The sequence below is a fragment of the Vibrio coralliilyticus genome, assembly GCF_024449095.1.
Taxonomy (GTDB): Bacteria; Pseudomonadota; Gammaproteobacteria; order Enterobacterales; family Vibrionaceae; genus Vibrio; species Vibrio coralliilyticus_A.
Genome location: NZ_CP024627.1, coordinates 425,557 through 443,773 on the forward strand (window position 1 = coordinate 425,557; position 18,217 = coordinate 443,773).

The window sequence follows — 18,217 nt, forward strand, 5'->3', positions numbered from 1 at the left end:
TTTGTATCCGGGAAGACAATTGAGAATGAACCCCTAACATGGATGCTTTATGGCTAAAAAACAAGGGGCAGCCTATACATAGATCTAGATTATTACAAAGCTTGGCATGCTTGAAAAACGAAAGGGTTATGGTTGCCCTGAACCTTGAATATTCTGCGTTCACGTTCACACTCCCATGTGTCTACTGGGTAAAGCTTGTTCCAAGCGGTCATGAGTTGGGTTTGCTGTTTTGACAGCTTAAATCCGTATTCCTCACTCATGTACAGGTAAGTACGAGCAATCGATCCTTTAGCGCGATCTGGCGGCATGACTCTGCGTTGTTTAAAGTTAACCTGCACTTCACATTGACCATAGGTGGCGCCATCCACGCCATTCCACTGGCTGAAATGGTAATTAGAACGGTCACCATTAACTTCACCGATAGCTGGTGTGAGGTTATGTAGATCTGCCTCCATCAAGCGAAAGGTACGATCGTTTTTGGTGCAGTTCTTTCTACCACCAGACTGCCAGCATTGTCGTTGGTGGCCAAACTGCCATGCGGGTACTACGTGCTCCCATTCAATTCTGGAGGCACGCTTTTGTTGCTTTCTTACTGAGTAGCCACATGAGGTTAAATCAGGAATACCTTTCTTTCCCTGCCAAGTGATATCACATCCGCAATAAAAGCTGGTGGGATGATCCGCGTATATCTTCAGCGCTTCTTTCTTAGCTTTCGAAAACGAAGATGGAGGGGCAGAGAGTGCCTGAGATGAAGCAATAAGTAAGGTTAAGAAAATGAAAAATGCACGAAGTTTCATGTCGATAAGTATTAGAAAAGTATGACTTATCGCAGTCTAACATGCATTTGTTGGGTTTTTTACTGATAGTACGTTGAGTTATGAGAGTTGTTTGCCAGTAAACGTAAGGGGTTGTTGGCATTTCTGGCAGCGATAGCTGCTTTGCTGACGTAGAACTTTATTATGACGCCTGATGGTTAGCGGATAGATCTGGCATCCGCAGCGGTACTCGAAGGTTTTCCCTTGTACGGAAGTTATTTCAAAACTGTGTGTAGTACGAGCAGGGACGCCGAACACGCTTTCCATGACCGATTGCCATTCTTTACCGTGAGGTTTGACCCTGCCATAGACTTGATAGGTCACCAAGTGAGCGACTTCATGCGGAATCACTTCATCGAAAAAGGCTTGCTGGTTTTCGATAAATAAAGTTGGATTGAGACGAATTTCATTGAGCTGGAGGTAGGCTTTGCCTGCGGCTTTCCCCCGTAGTTTGTAGCTGATAGAAGGGAAAGAGAATGAACGCTGAAAAGCACTCTGGGCTTGGGTGATACAATGAGCGACGATTTGTTGTGTGCGATAGCTGAGTTCTTTATCCATCAATTATTCGAAAAAATTCGCCCCTTACTTTGAAGGAGCGAATCATATACTGGATTAGAAGTTGGTGCTAATGGTGCTTTTTCTTGATGGTTTCATGATAGGCGTGCCAAGTACCGTAGCCAAGAATAGGCATCGTAAATAACATGCCGATTCCGTAAGTCGCAAAGCCAATTAGTATACCGCCACAGATCACGCCGGCCCATACGATCATTGCAGGAATGTTTGACTTGACCGCGTTAAAGCTGGTGAACACAGCTGTCATCATATCAACTCGTCGTTCCATCATCAGAGGAATGGAGAAGGCTGAAATACTAAACACAATTGCTGCCAGTACCATGCCGACCAGAGAGCCGATAATAAGGAAGGGTAGGAAATCGGTTAATGGAGCACCTTGAACGGACGGGTAAAGCGCATGAAGCAGCGCGGCAATACGCATCCAGAAAATCATACACACGGCGAGCATCACAGCAAACGCCCATTGTGATGAAGAATTGCGTCCAATGGCTTTCATGGAGTGAATCAAGCTAGCGTTATGGCCTTTTTCTCTTTCCCAACTAGCGTCATAGAGTCCTAGAGCTAAGAAAGGACCAATTAACATATAAACGACCAAACTAGGCATCACGACTAAGTGTGTGCCTTGCCATTGAACTAATAAAACAATACCAATCGCTGCTGCCATAAAACACAAACCGTAAAAGGCACTGATCAGTGGCATGCGAACAAAATCGTGTAGCCCTAGTGATAGCCAATGAAACGGGGCCGATATGCTGAGCTGATTGCACGGGATAGTACGTGCGTATTCGTTATCTGGGACTTCCTTGCGTTTCTCGTTGAAGTCTTGTGGATTCACCGTACGAGGCATACATCCTCCTTGATCGATTCTCGGTCATAGGCCACCCGTTATTTCAAGGTGACATGGAACTCGATGCTCGGCTTTGCGACTGCTGGGTAAGCTGCGCATCTGTTTGACTTGTTAGAAGAAACTCACTTAGCTTTAAGTTTGCTCTTTTAACATATTGTTAACTATTGACCCCATGACAAAAAAATACAAATTTGTTGTTTGATTTTTGCGCACAAAAACAAAGGGCTTCTGGTTCCCCAGAAGCCCTTGAATAGCAAATTAGTGCGGTGATTTAAATTACTTAAGGCCAGCGAAGTCGCGTAGAAGTGCAGCTTTATCAGTCGCTTCCCATGGGAACTCTTCACGACCAAAGTGGCCGTATGCCGCTGTTTTCTTGTAGATTGGTTGAAGTAGGTTCAGCATTTCTTGTAGGCCGTATGGGCGAAGATCGAAGTGCTGGCGTACCGCTTCAACAATGATGTCTTGAGATACTTTTTCAGTACCAAATGTTTCCACCATGATAGACGTTGGATCAGCGACGCCGATTGCGTAAGAAAGCTGAATCTCACAACGGTCAGCAAGGCCAGCCGCAACGATGTTTTTCGCAACGTAACGTGCAGCGTAAGCCGCAGAGCGGTCAACTTTTGATGGATCCTTACCAGAGAAGGCACCGCCACCATGACGAGCAGCACCACCGTAAGTATCAACGATGATCTTACGACCAGTCAGACCACAGTCACCCATTGGGCCACCGATAACAAAACGGCCAGTTGGGTTGATGAAGAAGTTAGTGTCTTTGTTTAGCCACTCTGATGGTAGAACTGGCTTAATGATCTCTTCCATAACAGCTTCACGCAGGTCTGGAGTAGAGATTGAATCACAATGCTGAGTCGAAAGAACAACAGCATCAATACCAACGATCTTACCTTGGTCGTATTGGAAGGTTACCTGAGATTTTGCATCAGGACGTAGCCAAGGAAGTGTGCCGTTTTTACGCACTTCCGCTTGTTTTTGAACAAGTAGGTGAGAGTACGTAATTGGAGCTGGCATTAGCACGTCGGTCTCGTTCGTCGCGTAGCCAAACATGATGCCCTGGTCACCCGCACCTTGCTCTTTTGGATCCGCTTTATCAACCCCTTGGTTGATATCTGGAGACTGTTTACCGATGGTGTTCAGTACCGCACAAGAATCGGCATCAAAACCCATTTCAGAGTTTACATAACCAATTTCACGCACAGTTTGGCGAGTAAGCTCTTCGATGTCTACCCATGCTGAGGTGGTGATCTCACCACCGACCATTACCATGCCTGTTTTCACGTATGTTTCACACGCAACACGGGCTTTTGGGTCTTGTTCAAGAATCGCATCAAGGACTGCATCAGAAATCTGATCTGCAATTTTATCTGGATGGCCTTCTGATACCGACTCAGAAGTAAACAGGTGCTTAGCCATGTTAGCTCCACTTTAATTTGGTTTAGAGTCAGTGAATGTGTTTAATCACTGACATTGAATAATATTAATAATTGTAGGTGTATCTACATCTAGACGTCTATTCTAATTTTCATTGTTTGAATTACAAGCTCTTTTTTAATTTAATACATATCCAAACGTTTGCTTCTAAAGAGTTAAATATTAATAACTTTGATAGGAATGGTGGAAAATAGGCGGAAATCCCCTGTATTCAGACTGTAAAACGTTTGCAGAGCTCAGGCGCCTTTGAGAGAATAATCGCCCACCAAAATTAGTTTTTCGCTTAACGCATTCAGGAGCAGACATGTCTTCCCGTAAACATCTAGCAAATGCAATCCGTGCTCTTAGCATGGACGGCGTACAACAAGCCAACTCTGGCCACCCAGGCGCACCTATGGGGATGGCGGATATCGCTGAAGTTCTTTGGCGTGACCACCTAAACCACAATCCAGCTAACCCAGAGTGGTCTGACCGCGACCGCTTTGTGCTTTCAAACGGCCACGGCTCTATGCTGATTTACTCTCTGCTTCACCTTGCGGGTTACGAGCTATCCATCGATGATCTAAAGAACTTCCGTCAACTGCACTCCAAGACTCCGGGTCACCCTGAGTACGGTTACGCACCGGGTATCGAAACAACCACAGGTCCTCTAGGTCAAGGTATCACGAACGCTGTGGGTATGGCGCTAGCTGAGAAGACTCTAGCAGCACAGTTTAACAAAGAAGGTCACGACATCGTTGACCACTTCACTTATGCCTTCATGGGTGACGGCTGTCTGATGGAAGGTATCTCTCACGAAGCATGTTCGCTAGCAGGTACACTAGGTCTGGGTAAACTGATCGCTTTCTGGGATGACAACGGCATTTCTATCGATGGTCACGTTGAAGGTTGGTTCTCTGACGACACACCTAAGCGTTTTGAAGCTTACGGTTGGCACGTAATCCCTGCAGTAGACGGTCACGATCCAGAAGCGATCAATGCGGCTATTGTTGCAGCGAAAGCTGACCCGCGCCCTACTCTAATCTGTACTAAGACCATCATCGGTTTTGGTTCACCTAACAAGTCTGGTTCTCATGACTGTCACGGTGCACCTTTAGGTGCTGAAGAAATAGCAGCGACACGTAAAGAGTTAGGTTGGGAGCACGGTCCGTTTGAAATCCCAGCAGACGTATATGCACAGTGGGATGCAAAAGAAGCGGGCGCAGCGAAAGAAGCGGTGTGGAATGCGAAGTTTGACGCGTACGCAGCTGCGTACCCAGCAGAAGCCGCAGAGCTTAAGCGTCGCCTGAACGGTGAACTACCAGCACAGTGGGAAGAGAAAGCAACACAAATCATTGCTGACCTTCAAGCAAATCCTGCAAACATTGCATCACGTAAAGCATCTCAAAATGCACTAGAAGCGTTCGGTGCTATGCTACCTGAATTCCTAGGCGGCTCTGCTGACCTTGCACCTTCTAACCTAACCATGTGGTCTGGTTCGAAGTCGGTATCAGCTGAAGACGCGTCTGGTAACTACATCCACTACGGTGTTCGTGAATTCGGTATGACGGCTATCATGAACGGTATTGCTTTACACGGTGGTTTCGTACCATACGGTGCAACGTTCCTAATGTTCATGGAATACGCGCGTAACGCAATGCGTATGGCAGCTCTGATGAAAGTTCAGAACATCCAAGTATACACGCATGACTCTATCGGTCTTGGCGAAGATGGTCCAACTCACCAACCAGTTGAGCAAATGGCTTCTCTACGTCTAACACCAAACATGAGCACATGGCGTCCATGTGACCAAGTGGAATCGGCAGTCGCTTGGAAACTGGCAATCGAGCGTAAAGACGGTCCAACATCGCTAATCTTCTCTCGTCAAAACCTTGCACAGCAAGAGCGTAACGAAGAGCAAGTGGCAAACATTGCACGCGGTGGTTACATCCTGAAAGATTGTGAAGGCAAGCCAGAGCTTATCCTTATCGCAACGGGTTCTGAAGTTGAGCTAGCGGTGAACGCTGCGGCTGAACTAACTGCGGAAGGTAAGAAAGTACGTGTTGTGTCAATGCCATCAACGGATGCATTCGACAAGCAAGACGCAGCTTACCGTGAAGCAGTACTGCCTTCTGACGTAACAGCTCGTATCGCTGTTGAAGCGGGCATCGCTGACTTCTGGTACAAGTACGTTGGTTTCGGTGGCAAGATCATCGGTATGACAACCTTCGGTGAATCTGCACCAGCAGGTGAGCTATTCAAGATGTTCGGTTTTACGACTGAAAACGTAGTAAACACAGCGAAAGAGCTATTGGCTTAACTGTGGTTAGCTATGAAAGCCGAGTCCTCGTGACTCGGCTTTTTTGTTTTGACCCGATAGGATGAACCGGATGAGTTTTATAAATCTATCAGGTACTATTTGTGACACGAAAAAGATGTAGAGCGATGGAATCATGCTAAAAGTTGCGATCAACGGATTTGGACGTATTGGGCGTAATGTGTTACGAGCAGTCTATGAAAGTGGCAAGAGTCAAGAGATTAAAGTAGTAGCAGTCAATGAGCTGGCACAGCCTGATGCGATGGCCCATTTGCTGCAGTATGATACGAGTCATGGCCGTTTTGGTAAGAAGATTACGAACGATCAAGAACATATCTATGTTCACCATGAAAGTGGAGAGTTTGACTCCATTCGCATTCTCCACCTGGCGGAAATCGACTTGCTGCCATGGCGTGATTTAGAAGTTGACCTAGTTTTGGACTGTACTGGCGTATTTGGCTCGCAAGCCGATGGTCAAGAGCATATCAAAGCAGGAGCTAAGAAAGTTTTATTCTCACACCCTGGTGCCAATGATCTCGACAATACCATTATCTATGGTGTGAACCACGACACGTTGAAAGCGGAACACAAGGTGGTATCAAACGGCTCATGTACGACTAACTGTATCGTTCCGATAATTAAGGCATTAGATGAAGCCTTTGGCATCGAGTCAGGAACCATCACTACTATTCACTCTTCAATGAATGATCAGCAAGTTATTGATGCTTACCATTCAGATCTGCGACGTACCCGAGCCGCGAGCCAATCGATCATACCTGTGGACACCAAGTTGCATAAGGGAATTGAAAGAATCTTCCCGAAATTTTCTAACAAATTTGAAGCGATTTCAGTCCGAGTGCCGACTGTAAACGTCACAGCGATGGATTTAAGCGTCACAATTAATACAAATGTGAAAGTTAATGACGTAAATCAAACCATTGTTAACGCATCTCAGTGTACATTACAGGGCATTGTTGACTATACTGAAGCGCCGCTTGTTTCCATCGACTTTAATCATGATCCCCATAGTGCGATCGTCGATGGTACTCAAACCCGAGTCAGTAATGGCCATTTAGTTAAAATGCTGGTTTGGTGTGATAACGAATGGGGTTTTGCGAACCGTATGTTAGATACGGCCCTCGCGATGCAAGCCGCTCCCCGTCATGCTTGACGCTGCAACGCCAACTATCTTAGGGCTATTGTAGACAGGTGGCGATGGAGAAATGTTTATTTCCAGCCTTGAAATAAATATTGATAATCTCCATATCTAAATCAGTTTGAAGAATTATTGAGCTTGGCAGGGTCGCCGAGCTTCTAAAAACTTTACTTTTTGAATATTTGAGAGGACACATCATGTCTGTAATCAAGATGACTGACCTGGATTTAGCAGGTAAACGTGTATTTATCCGTGCGGACCTAAACGTACCTGTGAAAGAAGGCAAAGTGACTTCTGATGCACGTATCTTAGCATCTCTACCAACGATCAAGCACTGTCTAGAAGCTGGCGCTAAAGTTATGGTTACGTCTCACCTAGGTCGTCCTACTGAAGGTGAATACGCAGAAGAGTTCTCTCTACAACCTGTTGTTAACTACCTAAACGACGCACTAGATTGCGATGTTAAGCTAGCAAAAGATTACCTAGAAGGCCTAGAGCTGAACACTGGTGAGCTTGTTGTTCTAGAAAACGTTCGCTTCAACAAAGGCGAGAAGAAGAACGAAGAAGAGCTATCGAAGAAGTACGCAGCGCTTTGTGACATCTTCGTAATGGATGCATTCGGTACGGCTCACCGTGCACAAGCGTCAACGCACGGTGTTGGCATGAACGCTCCAGTTGCATGTGCTGGTCCTCTTCTAGCGGCAGAACTTGAAGCACTAGGTAAAGCAATGGACAACCCAGAGCGTCCACTAGTTGCTATCGTTGGTGGTTCTAAAGTTTCTACTAAGCTAACCGTTCTAGAATCTCTATCTAAAGTTGCTGACCAACTTGTTGTTGGTGGTGGTATCGCAAACACATTCATCGCAGCTGATGGCCACAATGTAGGTAAGTCTCTATATGAAGCAGACCTAGTTGAAACAGCGCAAAAGCTAATGAAAGAGTGTTCAATCCCAGTAGCAACTGACGTTGCATGTGCGAAAGCATTTGATGAAAACGCAGAAGCTGAAATCAAGCACGTTTCAGAAGTGGCTGATGACGACATGATCTTCGACCTAGGTCCAGAATCAACTGCAGCACTAGCTGAAATCATCGCTAATGCAAAAACTATCCTATGGAACGGGCCTGTAGGTGTATTTGAATTCAAGAACTTCGAAGCTGGTACAAAAGGTATCTCAGAAGCAATCGCTCAGTCTGCAGGTTTCTCTGTAGCAGGTGGTGGTGACACGCTAGCAGCTATCGATAAGTTCGGTATTAAAGCTGACGTTTCTTACATCTCTACGGGTGGTGGTGCATTCCTTGAGTTTGTGGAAGGCAAAGTCCTACCAGCCGTAGCTATGCTAGAAGAGCGCGCTAAGTAATTAAACCAAAGCGGGGGAGTCTCTCCCGCTTTGTTGTTTGCTGCAAGTCACATTATTCTTTGTTAGAATGGCGCACGTTGTGAGCAAACGTTTGCAAGAATTTAAACTTAACAAGTTTTATTTTTAAAACGACAGATAAATAGGATTACATCCATGTCTAAGATCTTCGATTTCGTAAAACCAGGTGTTATCTCTGGTGATGACGTACAGAAAGTTTTTGAAGTAGCAAAAGAAAACAACTTTGCGCTTCCAGCAGTAAACGTTGTTGGTACTGACTCAGTTAACGCAGTACTTGAAGCTGCAGCAAAAGTAAAAGCGCCTGTTGTTGTTCAGTTCTCTAACGGTGGTGCCGCTTTCTTCGCTGGTAAAGGCCTAAAACTAGAAGGCCAAGGTGCTCAAATTCTTGGTGCTGTTGCTGGTGCTAAGTACGTTCACGCAGTCGCTGAATCTTACGGTGTTCCAGTAATCCTACACACTGACCACGCAGCTAAGAAACTTCTACCATGGATCGACGGTCTTCTAGACGCAGGTGAAGAGTTCTTTGCTCAAACGGGTAAGCCACTATTCTCTTCTCACATGATCGATTTATCTGAAGAATCTCTAGAAGAGAACATCGAAATCTGTGCTAAATACCTAGAGCGCATGGCTAAGATGAACATGACGCTAGAAATTGAACTAGGTTGTACTGGTGGTGAAGAAGACGGCGTTGATAACTCTGACATGGACGCTTCTGAGCTTTACACTTCTCCAGAAGACGTTGCATACGCATACGAGAAATTAAGTGCAGTTAGCCCACGTTTCACTATCGCAGCATCTTTCGGTAACGTACACGGTGTTTACAAGCCAGGTAACGTTGTTCTAACTCCAACTATCCTACGTGACTCTCAAGCATACTGTGCAGAGAAGTTCGGTATCGCACCAAACGCTCTAAACTTCGTATTCCACGGTGGTTCTGGTTCTACTGAAGCTGAAATTCAAGAGTCTATCGGCTACGGTGTTATCAAAATGAACATCGATACTGATACTCAGTGGGCAACTTGGGATGGTATCCGTCAGTACGAAGCTGAAAACCGTGATTACCTACAAGGTCAAATCGGTAACCCAACAGGTGAAGATGCGCCAAACAAGAAGTACTACGATCCACGCGTATGGCTACGTGCTGGTCAAGCTTCAATGGTAGCTCGTCTAGAGAAAGCATTTGCTGACCTAAACGCAGTAGACGTACTATAATTCGTCTCAATTCAGCGCTCTGTTAATGCTAAAACCCGTTCTTAGAACGGGTTTTTTTGTATTTAGTGATTTGTTTTATGAATGGGAGCGTGCGCACTAAAAATAATGGCGAAAAGATAAACCATTGCGTATCTTGTAACGAGTCTATATCAGTTTGTTATAACCCTTTGTTTTTGCATTCTTTGCATAAACTTCACTTTATGTATTGTCATAACTGATATATGGTGCCAAAAATCTGACTTATATCAGATGAGCAATAAGGGCACCATCGCCTATTCGTGATAGAAAGCAGTGTGATTCATAGGATCGCCAGAACTTGTAGAGGAAATATATTATGGCAGGAGAGTCGGTGGAGATTGAAACTCCATTAGTTGATGGCTTGGCGCAGGCTGAATCTTGGATTACCAATAATTCTGACTTGCTGATTCAGTATAGCGTGAATGTACTTGCAGCCATTCTTATTCTATTCATCGGTAATATTTTTACTAAGATGGTGGCGAACAGCGTTGCAAAGATGCTGAAAAAGAAAAATATGGATAAGGCGGTTATTGAATTTATCCATGGCTTGGTGCGCTACTTGTTGTTTGTGATTGTACTGATTGCGGCACTCAGCCGTATCGGTGTGCAGACCGCCTCTGTAGTTGCTGTTATCGGTGCGGCAGGCTTAGCGGTTGGTTTGGCGCTTCAGGGATCATTATCTAACTTTGCTGCTGGGGTACTGATTGTTGCTTTCCGTCCATTTAAATCTGGTGATTATGTCGAAATAGGTGGAGTAGCGGGTAGCGTTGAGTCTATCCAAATCTTCCAAACGGTTTTGAAAACACCGGATAATAAAATGATTGTTGTCCCGAATGGTAGTGTAATTGGAGGCCCAATTACTAACTACTCGCGTCACGAAACTCGCCGTATTGATTTGGTAATCGGAGTGTCTTATAACGCTGATTTGCAGAAAACCAAAGAGCTACTAACGAAGATTTGTGAGTCGGATGAGCGAATCCTTAAAGAACCTGCGATTCAGGTTGGTGTCCATACACTGGCAGACTCCTCGGTCAACTTCGTTGTTCGCCCATGGGTTAAAACTTCCGATTACTGGGGGGTGTATTTCGACCTAATGCAAGCTATCAAAGAAGGTCTAGATAACGAAGGTATTGAAATTCCGTTCCCGCAGATGGATGTTCATTTAAATAAGGTTGAATCTTAATCGGTTTCATCTATGCAAAAGCGAGGCTTCTAGCCTCGCTTTTTACATTTCAGTGATGGAGTTTGGCAGAGCGTTAAGCAAAGTCGGCAGGACAGCCCCTTGAATACCTATGGTCCGTTCTGGGTAGCCGGGTGTATAGAGAATTTCAGGATGATGGTATAGCGAGCGATCGACTAGAATTTCGATACTTTCAGGCATCCCAAAGGGGCATACGGCACCGGGCATGCAACCGAGCTGCTGCATCATTTCTTCATCACTGCATATAGACGGGCGTTTTCCCAGTTTTTGTTTGATTGCTTTACTGTCTAAACGCGCATCTTTGTGAGTTAGAAATAGGGCGTGTCCAGCGCCTTTGAACTTAAGAAACAGACTCTTACTATGCGTACCTGTCCAACCTAGTTGCTCAGCGACGCGTAAATCGGTGGCAAAATCTAGAATTGGCTCATGTCGCCACTCTTTGTATTGAACATTAAGCCGCTTAAGAAGTGCTGTATTGTATTGATAAATACTTTCAAGTCTATCCATGTTGCTATCCGTGTTGAGCTATTAATTCGTTGATCAGCATGAATGCGATGGAGAACATCATTAGTGCTATCGCAATGTCTATCCCTTGTTTTACTTTTGGTTTTGACAGTGTCGGACCAAGTTTAGCTGCGCCTATCGATAAGGTATAGAACCACACGAATGAGGCCAAGCTCGTGCCAAGTGCAAAGGCAATTCGGTCTTGTCCTTCGAACTGACCACCGATTGAACCTAGGATGACGACAGTATCAAGATACAGGTGTGGGTTGAGTACTGTGACAGCTAATGCCCCAAGGATCACAGCACGACGGCCGCGAGCAGTCACCTGATGTATTGACTCTGACATCTGGTCACTTTGTCGTGCACTTTTGAGTGAAAGTAAGCCATAGAAGGTCAAAAATGCAATACCGCCCAGAGTCACTACGGTCAGTAGCGTTTCGTTTTGTGATAACAAAGCTCCACCACCGAAAACACCGAGTGAGATGAATATCACATCGAGAACACTACAAATAGTTGCGGTGGTTAAGTGATGGTTTCTCTTAATACCTTGATTAAGAACGTAAGCGTTCTGTGCGCCAATAGGAATGATCATGCTGGCACCGAGCCCAAAGCCTTGTAATAACACCCATAAGTTCACGTTTTTCTCTCCAAGTGAGCTGACAATTTGAGTGTTGAGAATAGAGACAGTAAAGTTATAAGTATAATTAATGATTTTAATCTATTATCAGTTTTTCTTATTAGGTAGGGCGATGCGAGGATTAGATTACAAATGGATTGAAGCTCTTGAATCTGTGGTCACTCAAGGTAGCTTTGAACGAGCGGCAGAATCGCTCTACATTTCTCAGTCTGCGGTATCACAACGCATTAAACAGCTCGAAAAATTTCTCGCTCAGCCAGTACTCGTCCGTGAGCAGCCGCCTCGCGCGACTGTAGTTGGTAAAAAGCTGCTGGGCCTTTACCATAGGGTACAATTGCTAGAAAGTGAGCTGGTTCCAGAATTAACCAATAGTGATTCAGAGCGGCCACTCGCGATTTCTATTGCTACCAATGCCGATAGTTTGGCTACTTGGTTACTACCGTCATTACAGCAGGTACTAACCACTCGTAACATTGAGCTTAGGCTTGCTGTGCTTAATGAGGTTAGAGCGATAGAAAAGCTGAAAAGTGGTGAAGTCACAGGATCGATCAGCCTAGAATCAAGACCGATTCCTGGCTGTCAGGCTGATTACCTTGGTCGGGTCGATTATGTCTGTGTAGCGAATCCACAGTTCGTTGCGCGTTATTTTTCTCATGGTGTAAATTATGACTCTTTGCTTCAAGCCCCAGCCGTAGCCTACGATCAACATGATGAACAGCATCAGCAATTTCTCAAAGAACACTTTAATATTTTGCCAGACAACGTGAGAACACATCGAGTAGCCAGTTCTGAAGCGTTCGTGAAAATGGCTGTTGCAGGAGTGGCATATTGCTTGATCCCCAGCTTCCAAATTAAACGCGAGCTGGAGGAGGGGACTTTAGTTGATATATTACCTGGCTTCTTAAGCTCTTATCGCATCTATTGGCATCACTGGCAGTTAGAGTCTGGTGTGTTGGAAGAAGTCACGCAAGCCATTGTCACTTATGCGAAAAAGGTATTATCGAGTTAGTGCTTGGTCAAAGTTATGTCAGAACACGGAACAAGGCTCCTCAATTAGTATCTAAACGCTATGATGTATGTAACTAGTTAAATAAGGTGAACAATAATGAAGAGAGTTTCTAGCCTAGCGATTGCTGTTTCAGGCTTAGTGAGTATCGGTGCTTATGCGGATACACCTAACTTCCCGCACCTAGCAACGACCGGTTATGGTGAAGTCGTAGCAAAGCCAGACATGGCTAAATTTACAGTTCGTGTGGTGGAAACCACAATGACGGCAGAGCAAGCTAAGCAGACGGTGGATAAAGTTGTCTCTGACTTTTTGTCTGAGCTGAAAGATGAAGGCATGAGTGCGGATAACATCACGAGTTCTAACCTTTATATCTCTCCTCAATACCATTACCCGAAAGATGGCAAACCTGAGCTGGTAGGCTATCGTGCATCGAGAACGGTCAACGTGACGGTTGATGAGTTAGCTAATCTTAATCAGTACCTAGATATTGCGTTGAACTCCGGTATCAATCAGGTAGAAAATATTCAATTAAAGGTCAAAGAGCAGGCTAAGTACCAAGAACAAGCGCGTCAAGCGGCCATTAAGGACGCTAACAGCAAGGCTGAGTCATTAGCTTCTGGTTTTGGTAAAGATATCAATGGCGTATGGCGAATCGATTATAATATGCCAAGTTCTCAGCCCGTCCTCATGCGTTCTATGGCGATGGATGCGAAAGCGGAGTCTAATACCTACCAAGATTCAACAATTGTGATTCGTGATCGAGTTGACGTCATTTACCAGTTAGATTAACCATCAAAAGCGCCTTTTTTAGTAATAACTAAGGCGCTTTATAAAATTATCAATTGCCGTTCGGGTTATTCTTAACCACTTTTTTATTCGGTGATATACTGCCCCGCCTTCGATTTAGGAGCAGTGGTAGTGAGACAACAAAAAAACATCTTTTGGCACTTGTGCATTACCACTATTGTGTTGGTGTCAGTGGTGCTTGCTTACTATGCCCAGCGCTACCAAACCCTCCAAAAAGACACAGTCGAGTTAACAGCTAAGCAGGCCATGCATCAATTGGCCTACAGTGAGCGTGAATATCAGGGTGTCCGCAGTCAGTTTGTTTCCATTATTAAACTTCTTTCGCATAGTCGAAGTTTGTACGATTATATCTTAGTGCCGAATGATGATAATCGTCAGGTGGTGGAAGAAATTTGGTCATCGGTTGCTATTAACCAAAAATGGTATACCCAAATTCGTTTCCTTGATAATTCTGGCTATGAGAAACTCAGACTTAACTACTTACTGAGTGGCAATCGCGCCAGCATTGTAGACCAACTGCAAGACAAATCGCATCGTGGTTATTTCCGCTACGCTCAACAGCTGAAAGATGATCAGATTGGTGCATGGGGCATTGACCTCGAGATGGAAAATGGCGAACTGGTTTATCCTTATAAACCCGCCTTGCGTTTGATCACGCCCGTTGAAGTTGGAGAAGAACGAGTAGGTTATTTGATCCTCAATATTGATGTTTGGTATCTGAGCTCTCGTCTTAACTATTCGCCTGATGACTTCTTTCGTCCAGAGCTTGTTGGCGAAAAAGGTTTTTACTCGGTGAGTGACGATCCGAGTAAATTATTTGGTAATTTATTAGCCAGTCGTAGTCAGCATAACTTAGCGAGTCTCTACCCTAAGACTTGGCAAACCATGCAAACGAAAAAGTCGGGTTATGTGATAGAAAATGATCATCTGGTGGTATTCAATCTACTGCAGATATCCCCTCGCCATAAATTGTATCTGGTAATCGATTTAAGTCGTGACGAGCTCAAAGCCCGCAGTGAAAGAGACTACCAGTTGTTAGTAAAAGAAGCTTCGATTGTACTGCTGGTGGTGCTCGCTTTTACGATTCCTGCAACCTGTATCTTGGTTTACTATCGCAAACGCAGCCTTGAAAGTCAGCTAGCCAGAGCTGCACTAAGTGGTATGTCAGCCGTGGTGATCTCAGACAAGCGCCACCGAGTCGTGCTTGTTAATCATGAGTTTGAAAAGCTGACAGGTTATCGCCAAAAAGAGATCTCCTCCAAAAATATAATTCAAACATTGGTAGGAGAGAAGACGTTTGCTTCCATGCTTGCTTTGTTCAACAAAGCGACTTCTAGCCAAACGTGGGAGGATGAAGTCAGCATTGAGAATCCCAAAACAGGCTCTAAGGTGACAGCAATAATGCGAGTGCAGTGTGTGTTGGCGAAAGGAAAAAAAGTCAGTTACTACATTACCTCGCTGGTGGATATTTCAGAGCGTAAGGAACTTGAAGAGCGTTTACGTATTTTGAGTGAGAAGGATGAATTGACGCAGCTCTGGAATCGCCGGAAATTTGAGCAAGAACTGCGCCGCAGTGCCAAGTTAACGCAACGCTACCCTAAGGTGCAGGACACTTGCTTGGCGTTACTGGATATTGACTTCTTTAAGCGAGTTAATGATGAGCAAGGTCATGATGAAGGTGACAGAGTGATAAGCCGTGTAGGCGCTATTATTATTGAGACCTTGCGTGAGACGGATTTTATTGCTCGTATTGGCGGTGAAGAGTTCGCGATTATCATGCCGCATAGCAGTATTGATGAAGCAGAGCAGGCGCTGAACCGGGTGCGAGTCGCGGTTGAAATAGCTTCAGATGTCCCTGTCACTGTCAGTGTTGGGTTGACGGATCTGACGGCAGATAGCACTCGCTGTTATAAATGTGCAGATATTGCTCTGTACGAGTCTAAGACGCTAGGGCGAAATCGAGTCTCTGTGTGTAAAAGCAGTGATGAGATTGCTTAAAAAATCGAGCCGAGGCTCGATTTCTCTTTTCAGGATTAAGCCGCGTGCTCAATGGTGGTTTGGATTTGTTCCATTGAACGATGAAGGTGACGATCAAATTGCTCGGCAGCTTGTTCTGTATCTTTGGCCAGTACCAACTTCATGATTTTCTCACACTCATCGATTTCAAATTGACGTGGGTCTAGTCCGTTGTTACGCGCAAAGTAGCGATAACGCTTAATTTGGTTTATAAGATCTGTGAAAAACTCAAACATATTGCGTGAATTGGCACCTTCGAGCAGAGCGATATGGAATTGATGCAGACGCTCTTCCCATTCTTTCCAGTCGAATTCATCATTGGTTAGGCTGACTCGCGATAACTTATGAAATGATGTTAGCACTTCCAGCTCCCACTCTTCTCCTCCTGAACGAATCGATTTTTTCAACAATACGGCGGCGACAGTGCGTAGGCTTTCGTAGAGATCAGCCAGTTCATCAACACATACTGGCGACACCCAACAGCCCTTTTGTGGCTCTAAGCTGACATACTTCGTCCATGAGAGTTGCACAAGTGCTTCTCTGATTGGTGAGGCCCCTACGCGGTATCGGTTTTTTAGATCTGCGACAACAAGCTTTTGGTTTGGTTTGAGCTCACCACTTAGGATGTCTTGGTAGATCATTTTCGAGACTTTATCAGTCAACGTTGGGCTAGACACTTTCCTTTCCTCATATGCATAAATACCGCGTTATATAAAACCGCGGTGAATTTAATGGTACGCAATACTTTGATTGATAATACAGCGTGCTGAATAGTGAGACAAGGGGAGGGGATAAAAAAAGAGGGCTAGAGCCCTCTTTTATAAATATGAATTTTTATTCAGTTCTTACAGGACGTGTACAGAAGCTGTATTAGTTGTACCAGAAGCGACTAGAGCACCTGATACCATAACAACGATATCGCCTTTTTTGCCTAGACCTGACTCTAGTGCTAGCTCTTTACCTAGAACGTAGAACGCGTCAGTACTATCGATAGAATCAACCAATACAGGACGAACGCCTTTTGTTAGTACAAGCTGAGCAGCAGTTTTTGCATTATTAGTCAGTGCAAGGATGTTTGCTGTTGGGAAGTACTTACGTACTGAACGAGCTGATTTACCGCCTTCAGTTGCAACAACAATCAGTGGAGCTGCTAGCTTTTCAGCAGTGTCTACCGCGCCTTTACATACTGCTTCTGTGATACGTAGACGAGGGCTGTCTAGGCGAGAACCAAGTTCAGCTTTTAGTGCTGCGTCTGTGCGGTTTGCGATCTGAGCCATGATAGTAACTGCTTCAACAGGGTACTTACCTTTGGCTGTTTCACCAGAAAGCATCACAGCATCAGTACCGTCCATCACAGCGTTCGCTACGTCACCTGCTTCTGCACGAGTAGGACGTGGGTTGTTGATCATAGAATCAAGCATTTGAGTTGCTGTGATAACCATCTTACGTGCACGGTTACATTTCTCGATCATCATCTTCTGAGCGAAGATCACTTCTTCCGCTGGGATTTCAACACCTAGGTCACCACGAGCAACCATGATACCGTCAGACAGCTCTAGGATCTCATCGAAGTTATCAACACCTTCTTGGTTTTCGATCTTAGAGATGATGTGGATGTTTTCACCGCCGTTAGCCGCAAGTACTTCGCGAATTTCTTTTACGTCAGACGCTTTACGGATGAAAGAGGCTGCAACGAAGTCAACGCCTTGCTCACAACCAAACTTAAGGTCGTTCTTATCTTTTTCAGATAGAGCAGGTAGGTTTACTGAAACGCCAGGTAGGTTAACGCCTTTGTTTTCGCCTAGTGCGCCGTTGTTCAGTACCTTACATTTCACTTCAGTTTCTGAAGTTGCTAGTACTTCCATTTCGATTAGACCGTCGTCCACTAGGATCGTGTTACCAACGTTAAGGTCTGCTGCGAAACCTGCGTAAGTTACCGCTACTTTGTCTTTGTCGCCCACAACTGAAGTGTCAGTTGTGAAAGTGAACTCCTGACCAGCAACCAGATCAACATCGTCGCCATTTTCTAGCTTGATAGTACGGATCTCTGGACCTTTAGTATCTAAAAGGATAGCCAGTTGCTTGCCAGACTCTTCCATTACTTTACGGAAGTTCGCAATACGAGTGCCATGCTCTTGGTAGTCACCGTGAGAGAAGTTTAGGCGCATTACGTTCATGCCTGCATTTACGAGTTCAGTTAGCTTCTCTACAGATTCAGTTTTAGGGCCAATCGTACATACGATTTTGGTCTTTTTCATGGAAGATATTCTCCGGTCAATAATAGTTACAATTTGAAAGTCA

The 18,217-nt window shown here is 44.9% G+C and carries 16 protein-coding genes; 8 read left to right on the forward strand and 8 right to left on the reverse strand.

Going from position 1 to position 18,217, the window contains the following annotated elements; all coding sequences use genetic code 11:
* Positions 1–92: 92 nt before the first annotated feature.
* The 4 genes from endA to metK form a co-directional block, all read right to left on the reverse strand.
* Entirely contained in the window at positions 93–797 is a 705-nt protein-coding gene (gene endA, locus CTT30_RS02020) for a deoxyribonuclease I (protein ID WP_252035908.1), read from the reverse strand.
* 78 nt (positions 798–875) lie between these two features.
* Positions 876–1,373 (reverse strand): SprT family zinc-dependent metalloprotease, encoded by a 498-nt coding sequence (locus tag CTT30_RS02025; RefSeq protein ID WP_239876888.1) that lies wholly within the window; start codon positions 1,371–1,373, stop codon positions 876–878.
* A gap of 67 nt (positions 1,374–1,440) precedes the next feature.
* On the reverse strand, positions 1,441–2,235 hold the full coding sequence (locus CTT30_RS02030) for a DUF2189 domain-containing protein (protein WP_252035909.1): 795 nt from the start codon (positions 2,233–2,235) through the stop codon (positions 1,441–1,443).
* Between the two features lie 276 nt (positions 2,236–2,511).
* Positions 2,512–3,666, reverse strand: coding sequence for a methionine adenosyltransferase (metK, locus tag CTT30_RS02035; RefSeq protein WP_239876889.1), 1,155 nt, complete (start codon positions 3,664–3,666; stop codon positions 2,512–2,514).
* 322 nt (positions 3,667–3,988) lie between these two features.
* On the opposite strand from metK, the gene tkt reads away from it, so the two are divergent.
* The 5 genes from tkt (at position 3,989) to CTT30_RS02060 (ending at position 10,925) form a co-directional block, all read left to right on the forward strand.
* Positions 3,989–5,983, forward strand: a complete 1,995-nt coding sequence (gene tkt, locus CTT30_RS02040) for a transketolase (RefSeq protein WP_252046627.1) — start codon at positions 3,989–3,991, stop codon at positions 5,981–5,983.
* 133 nt (positions 5,984–6,116) lie between these two features.
* Entirely contained in the window at positions 6,117–7,151 is a 1,035-nt protein-coding gene (epd, locus tag CTT30_RS02045; protein WP_239868945.1) for an erythrose-4-phosphate dehydrogenase, read from the forward strand.
* Between the two features lie 182 nt (positions 7,152–7,333).
* Entirely contained in the window at positions 7,334–8,494 is a 1,161-nt protein-coding gene (locus CTT30_RS02050) for a phosphoglycerate kinase (RefSeq protein ID WP_239838571.1), read from the forward strand.
* Between the two features lie 153 nt (positions 8,495–8,647).
* Positions 8,648–9,724 (forward strand): class II fructose-bisphosphate aldolase, encoded by a 1,077-nt coding sequence (fbaA, locus tag CTT30_RS02055; protein WP_239868941.1) that lies wholly within the window; start codon positions 8,648–8,650, stop codon positions 9,722–9,724.
* A gap of 334 nt (positions 9,725–10,058) precedes the next feature.
* Entirely contained in the window at positions 10,059–10,925 is an 867-nt protein-coding gene (locus CTT30_RS02060) for a small-conductance mechanosensitive channel MscS (RefSeq protein WP_239868939.1), read from the forward strand.
* A 42-nt stretch (positions 10,926–10,967) separates the two neighbouring features.
* Here the strand turns inward: CTT30_RS02060 and CTT30_RS02065 are convergent, their stop codons facing one another.
* Positions 10,968–11,450: a YbaK/EbsC family protein gene (locus CTT30_RS02065; protein WP_252035910.1), complete on the reverse strand. Its 483-nt coding sequence runs from the start codon at positions 11,448–11,450 to the stop codon at positions 10,968–10,970.
* A 4-nt stretch (positions 11,451–11,454) separates the two neighbouring features.
* On the reverse strand, positions 11,455–12,084 hold the full coding sequence (locus tag CTT30_RS02070) for a LysE/ArgO family amino acid transporter (RefSeq protein ID WP_252035911.1): 630 nt from the start codon (positions 12,082–12,084) through the stop codon (positions 11,455–11,457).
* Positions 12,085–12,196: 112 nt separating this feature from the next.
* Here CTT30_RS02070 and CTT30_RS02075 point away from each other — a divergent pair, with 112 nt between their 5' ends.
* The 3 genes from CTT30_RS02075 to CTT30_RS02085 all read left to right on the forward strand — a co-directional run bounded on the left by CTT30_RS02075 (position 12,197) and on the right by CTT30_RS02085 (position 15,898).
* On the forward strand, positions 12,197–13,093 hold the full coding sequence (locus tag CTT30_RS02075; RefSeq protein WP_252035912.1) for a LysR family transcriptional regulator ArgP: 897 nt from the start codon (positions 12,197–12,199) through the stop codon (positions 13,091–13,093).
* A 96-nt stretch (positions 13,094–13,189) separates the two neighbouring features.
* Positions 13,190–13,882: an oxidative stress defense protein gene (locus tag CTT30_RS02080; RefSeq protein ID WP_239838566.1), complete on the forward strand. Its 693-nt coding sequence runs from the start codon at positions 13,190–13,192 to the stop codon at positions 13,880–13,882.
* Positions 13,883–14,011: 129 nt separating this feature from the next.
* On the forward strand, positions 14,012–15,898 hold the full coding sequence (locus CTT30_RS02085) for a sensor domain-containing diguanylate cyclase (RefSeq protein WP_252035913.1): 1,887 nt from the start codon (positions 14,012–14,014) through the stop codon (positions 15,896–15,898).
* Between the two features lie 35 nt (positions 15,899–15,933).
* Here the strand turns inward: CTT30_RS02085 and CTT30_RS02090 are convergent, their stop codons facing one another.
* Together CTT30_RS02090 and pykF are read right to left on the reverse strand one after the other, a co-directional pair.
* A complete protein-coding gene (locus CTT30_RS02090) occupies positions 15,934–16,593 on the reverse strand; it encodes a GntR family transcriptional regulator (protein WP_239838564.1) in 660 nt (219 codons plus the stop codon).
* A gap of 168 nt (positions 16,594–16,761) precedes the next feature.
* Complete coding sequence (gene pykF, locus CTT30_RS02095) at positions 16,762–18,174, reverse strand: pyruvate kinase PykF (protein WP_229630117.1); 1,413 nt, start codon at positions 18,172–18,174, stop codon at positions 16,762–16,764.
* Positions 18,175–18,217: the final 43 nt, after the last annotated feature.

Excerpts from the sequence above, each read along its gene's own strand:
- endA (WP_252035908.1), bottom strand. The coding sequence starts at position 797 with ATGAAACTTCGTGCATTTTTCATTTTCTTAACCTTACTTATTGCTTCA.
- CTT30_RS02025 (WP_239876888.1), bottom strand. The coding sequence starts at position 1,373 with ATGGATAAAGAACTCAGCTATCGCACACAACAAATCGTCGCTCATTGT.
- CTT30_RS02030 (WP_252035909.1), bottom strand. The coding sequence starts at position 2,235 with ATGCCTCGTACGGTGAATCCACAAGACTTCAACGAGAAACGCAAGGAA.
- metK (WP_239876889.1), bottom strand. The coding sequence starts at position 3,666 with ATGGCTAAGCACCTGTTTACTTCTGAGTCGGTATCAGAAGGCCATCCA.
- tkt (WP_252046627.1), top strand. The coding sequence starts at position 3,989 with ATGTCTTCCCGTAAACATCTAGCAAATGCAATCCGTGCTCTTAGCATG.
- epd (WP_239868945.1), top strand. The coding sequence starts at position 6,117 with ATGCTAAAAGTTGCGATCAACGGATTTGGACGTATTGGGCGTAATGTG.
- CTT30_RS02050 (WP_239838571.1), top strand. The coding sequence starts at position 7,334 with ATGTCTGTAATCAAGATGACTGACCTGGATTTAGCAGGTAAACGTGTA.
- fbaA (WP_239868941.1), top strand. The coding sequence starts at position 8,648 with ATGTCTAAGATCTTCGATTTCGTAAAACCAGGTGTTATCTCTGGTGAT.
- CTT30_RS02060 (WP_239868939.1), top strand. The coding sequence starts at position 10,059 with ATGGCAGGAGAGTCGGTGGAGATTGAAACTCCATTAGTTGATGGCTTG.
- CTT30_RS02065 (WP_252035910.1), bottom strand. The coding sequence starts at position 11,450 with ATGGATAGACTTGAAAGTATTTATCAATACAATACAGCACTTCTTAAG.
- CTT30_RS02075 (WP_252035912.1), top strand. The coding sequence starts at position 12,197 with ATGCGAGGATTAGATTACAAATGGATTGAAGCTCTTGAATCTGTGGTC.
- CTT30_RS02080 (WP_239838566.1), top strand. The coding sequence starts at position 13,190 with ATGAAGAGAGTTTCTAGCCTAGCGATTGCTGTTTCAGGCTTAGTGAGT.
- pykF (WP_229630117.1), bottom strand. The coding sequence starts at position 18,174 with ATGAAAAAGACCAAAATCGTATGTACGATTGGCCCTAAAACTGAATCT.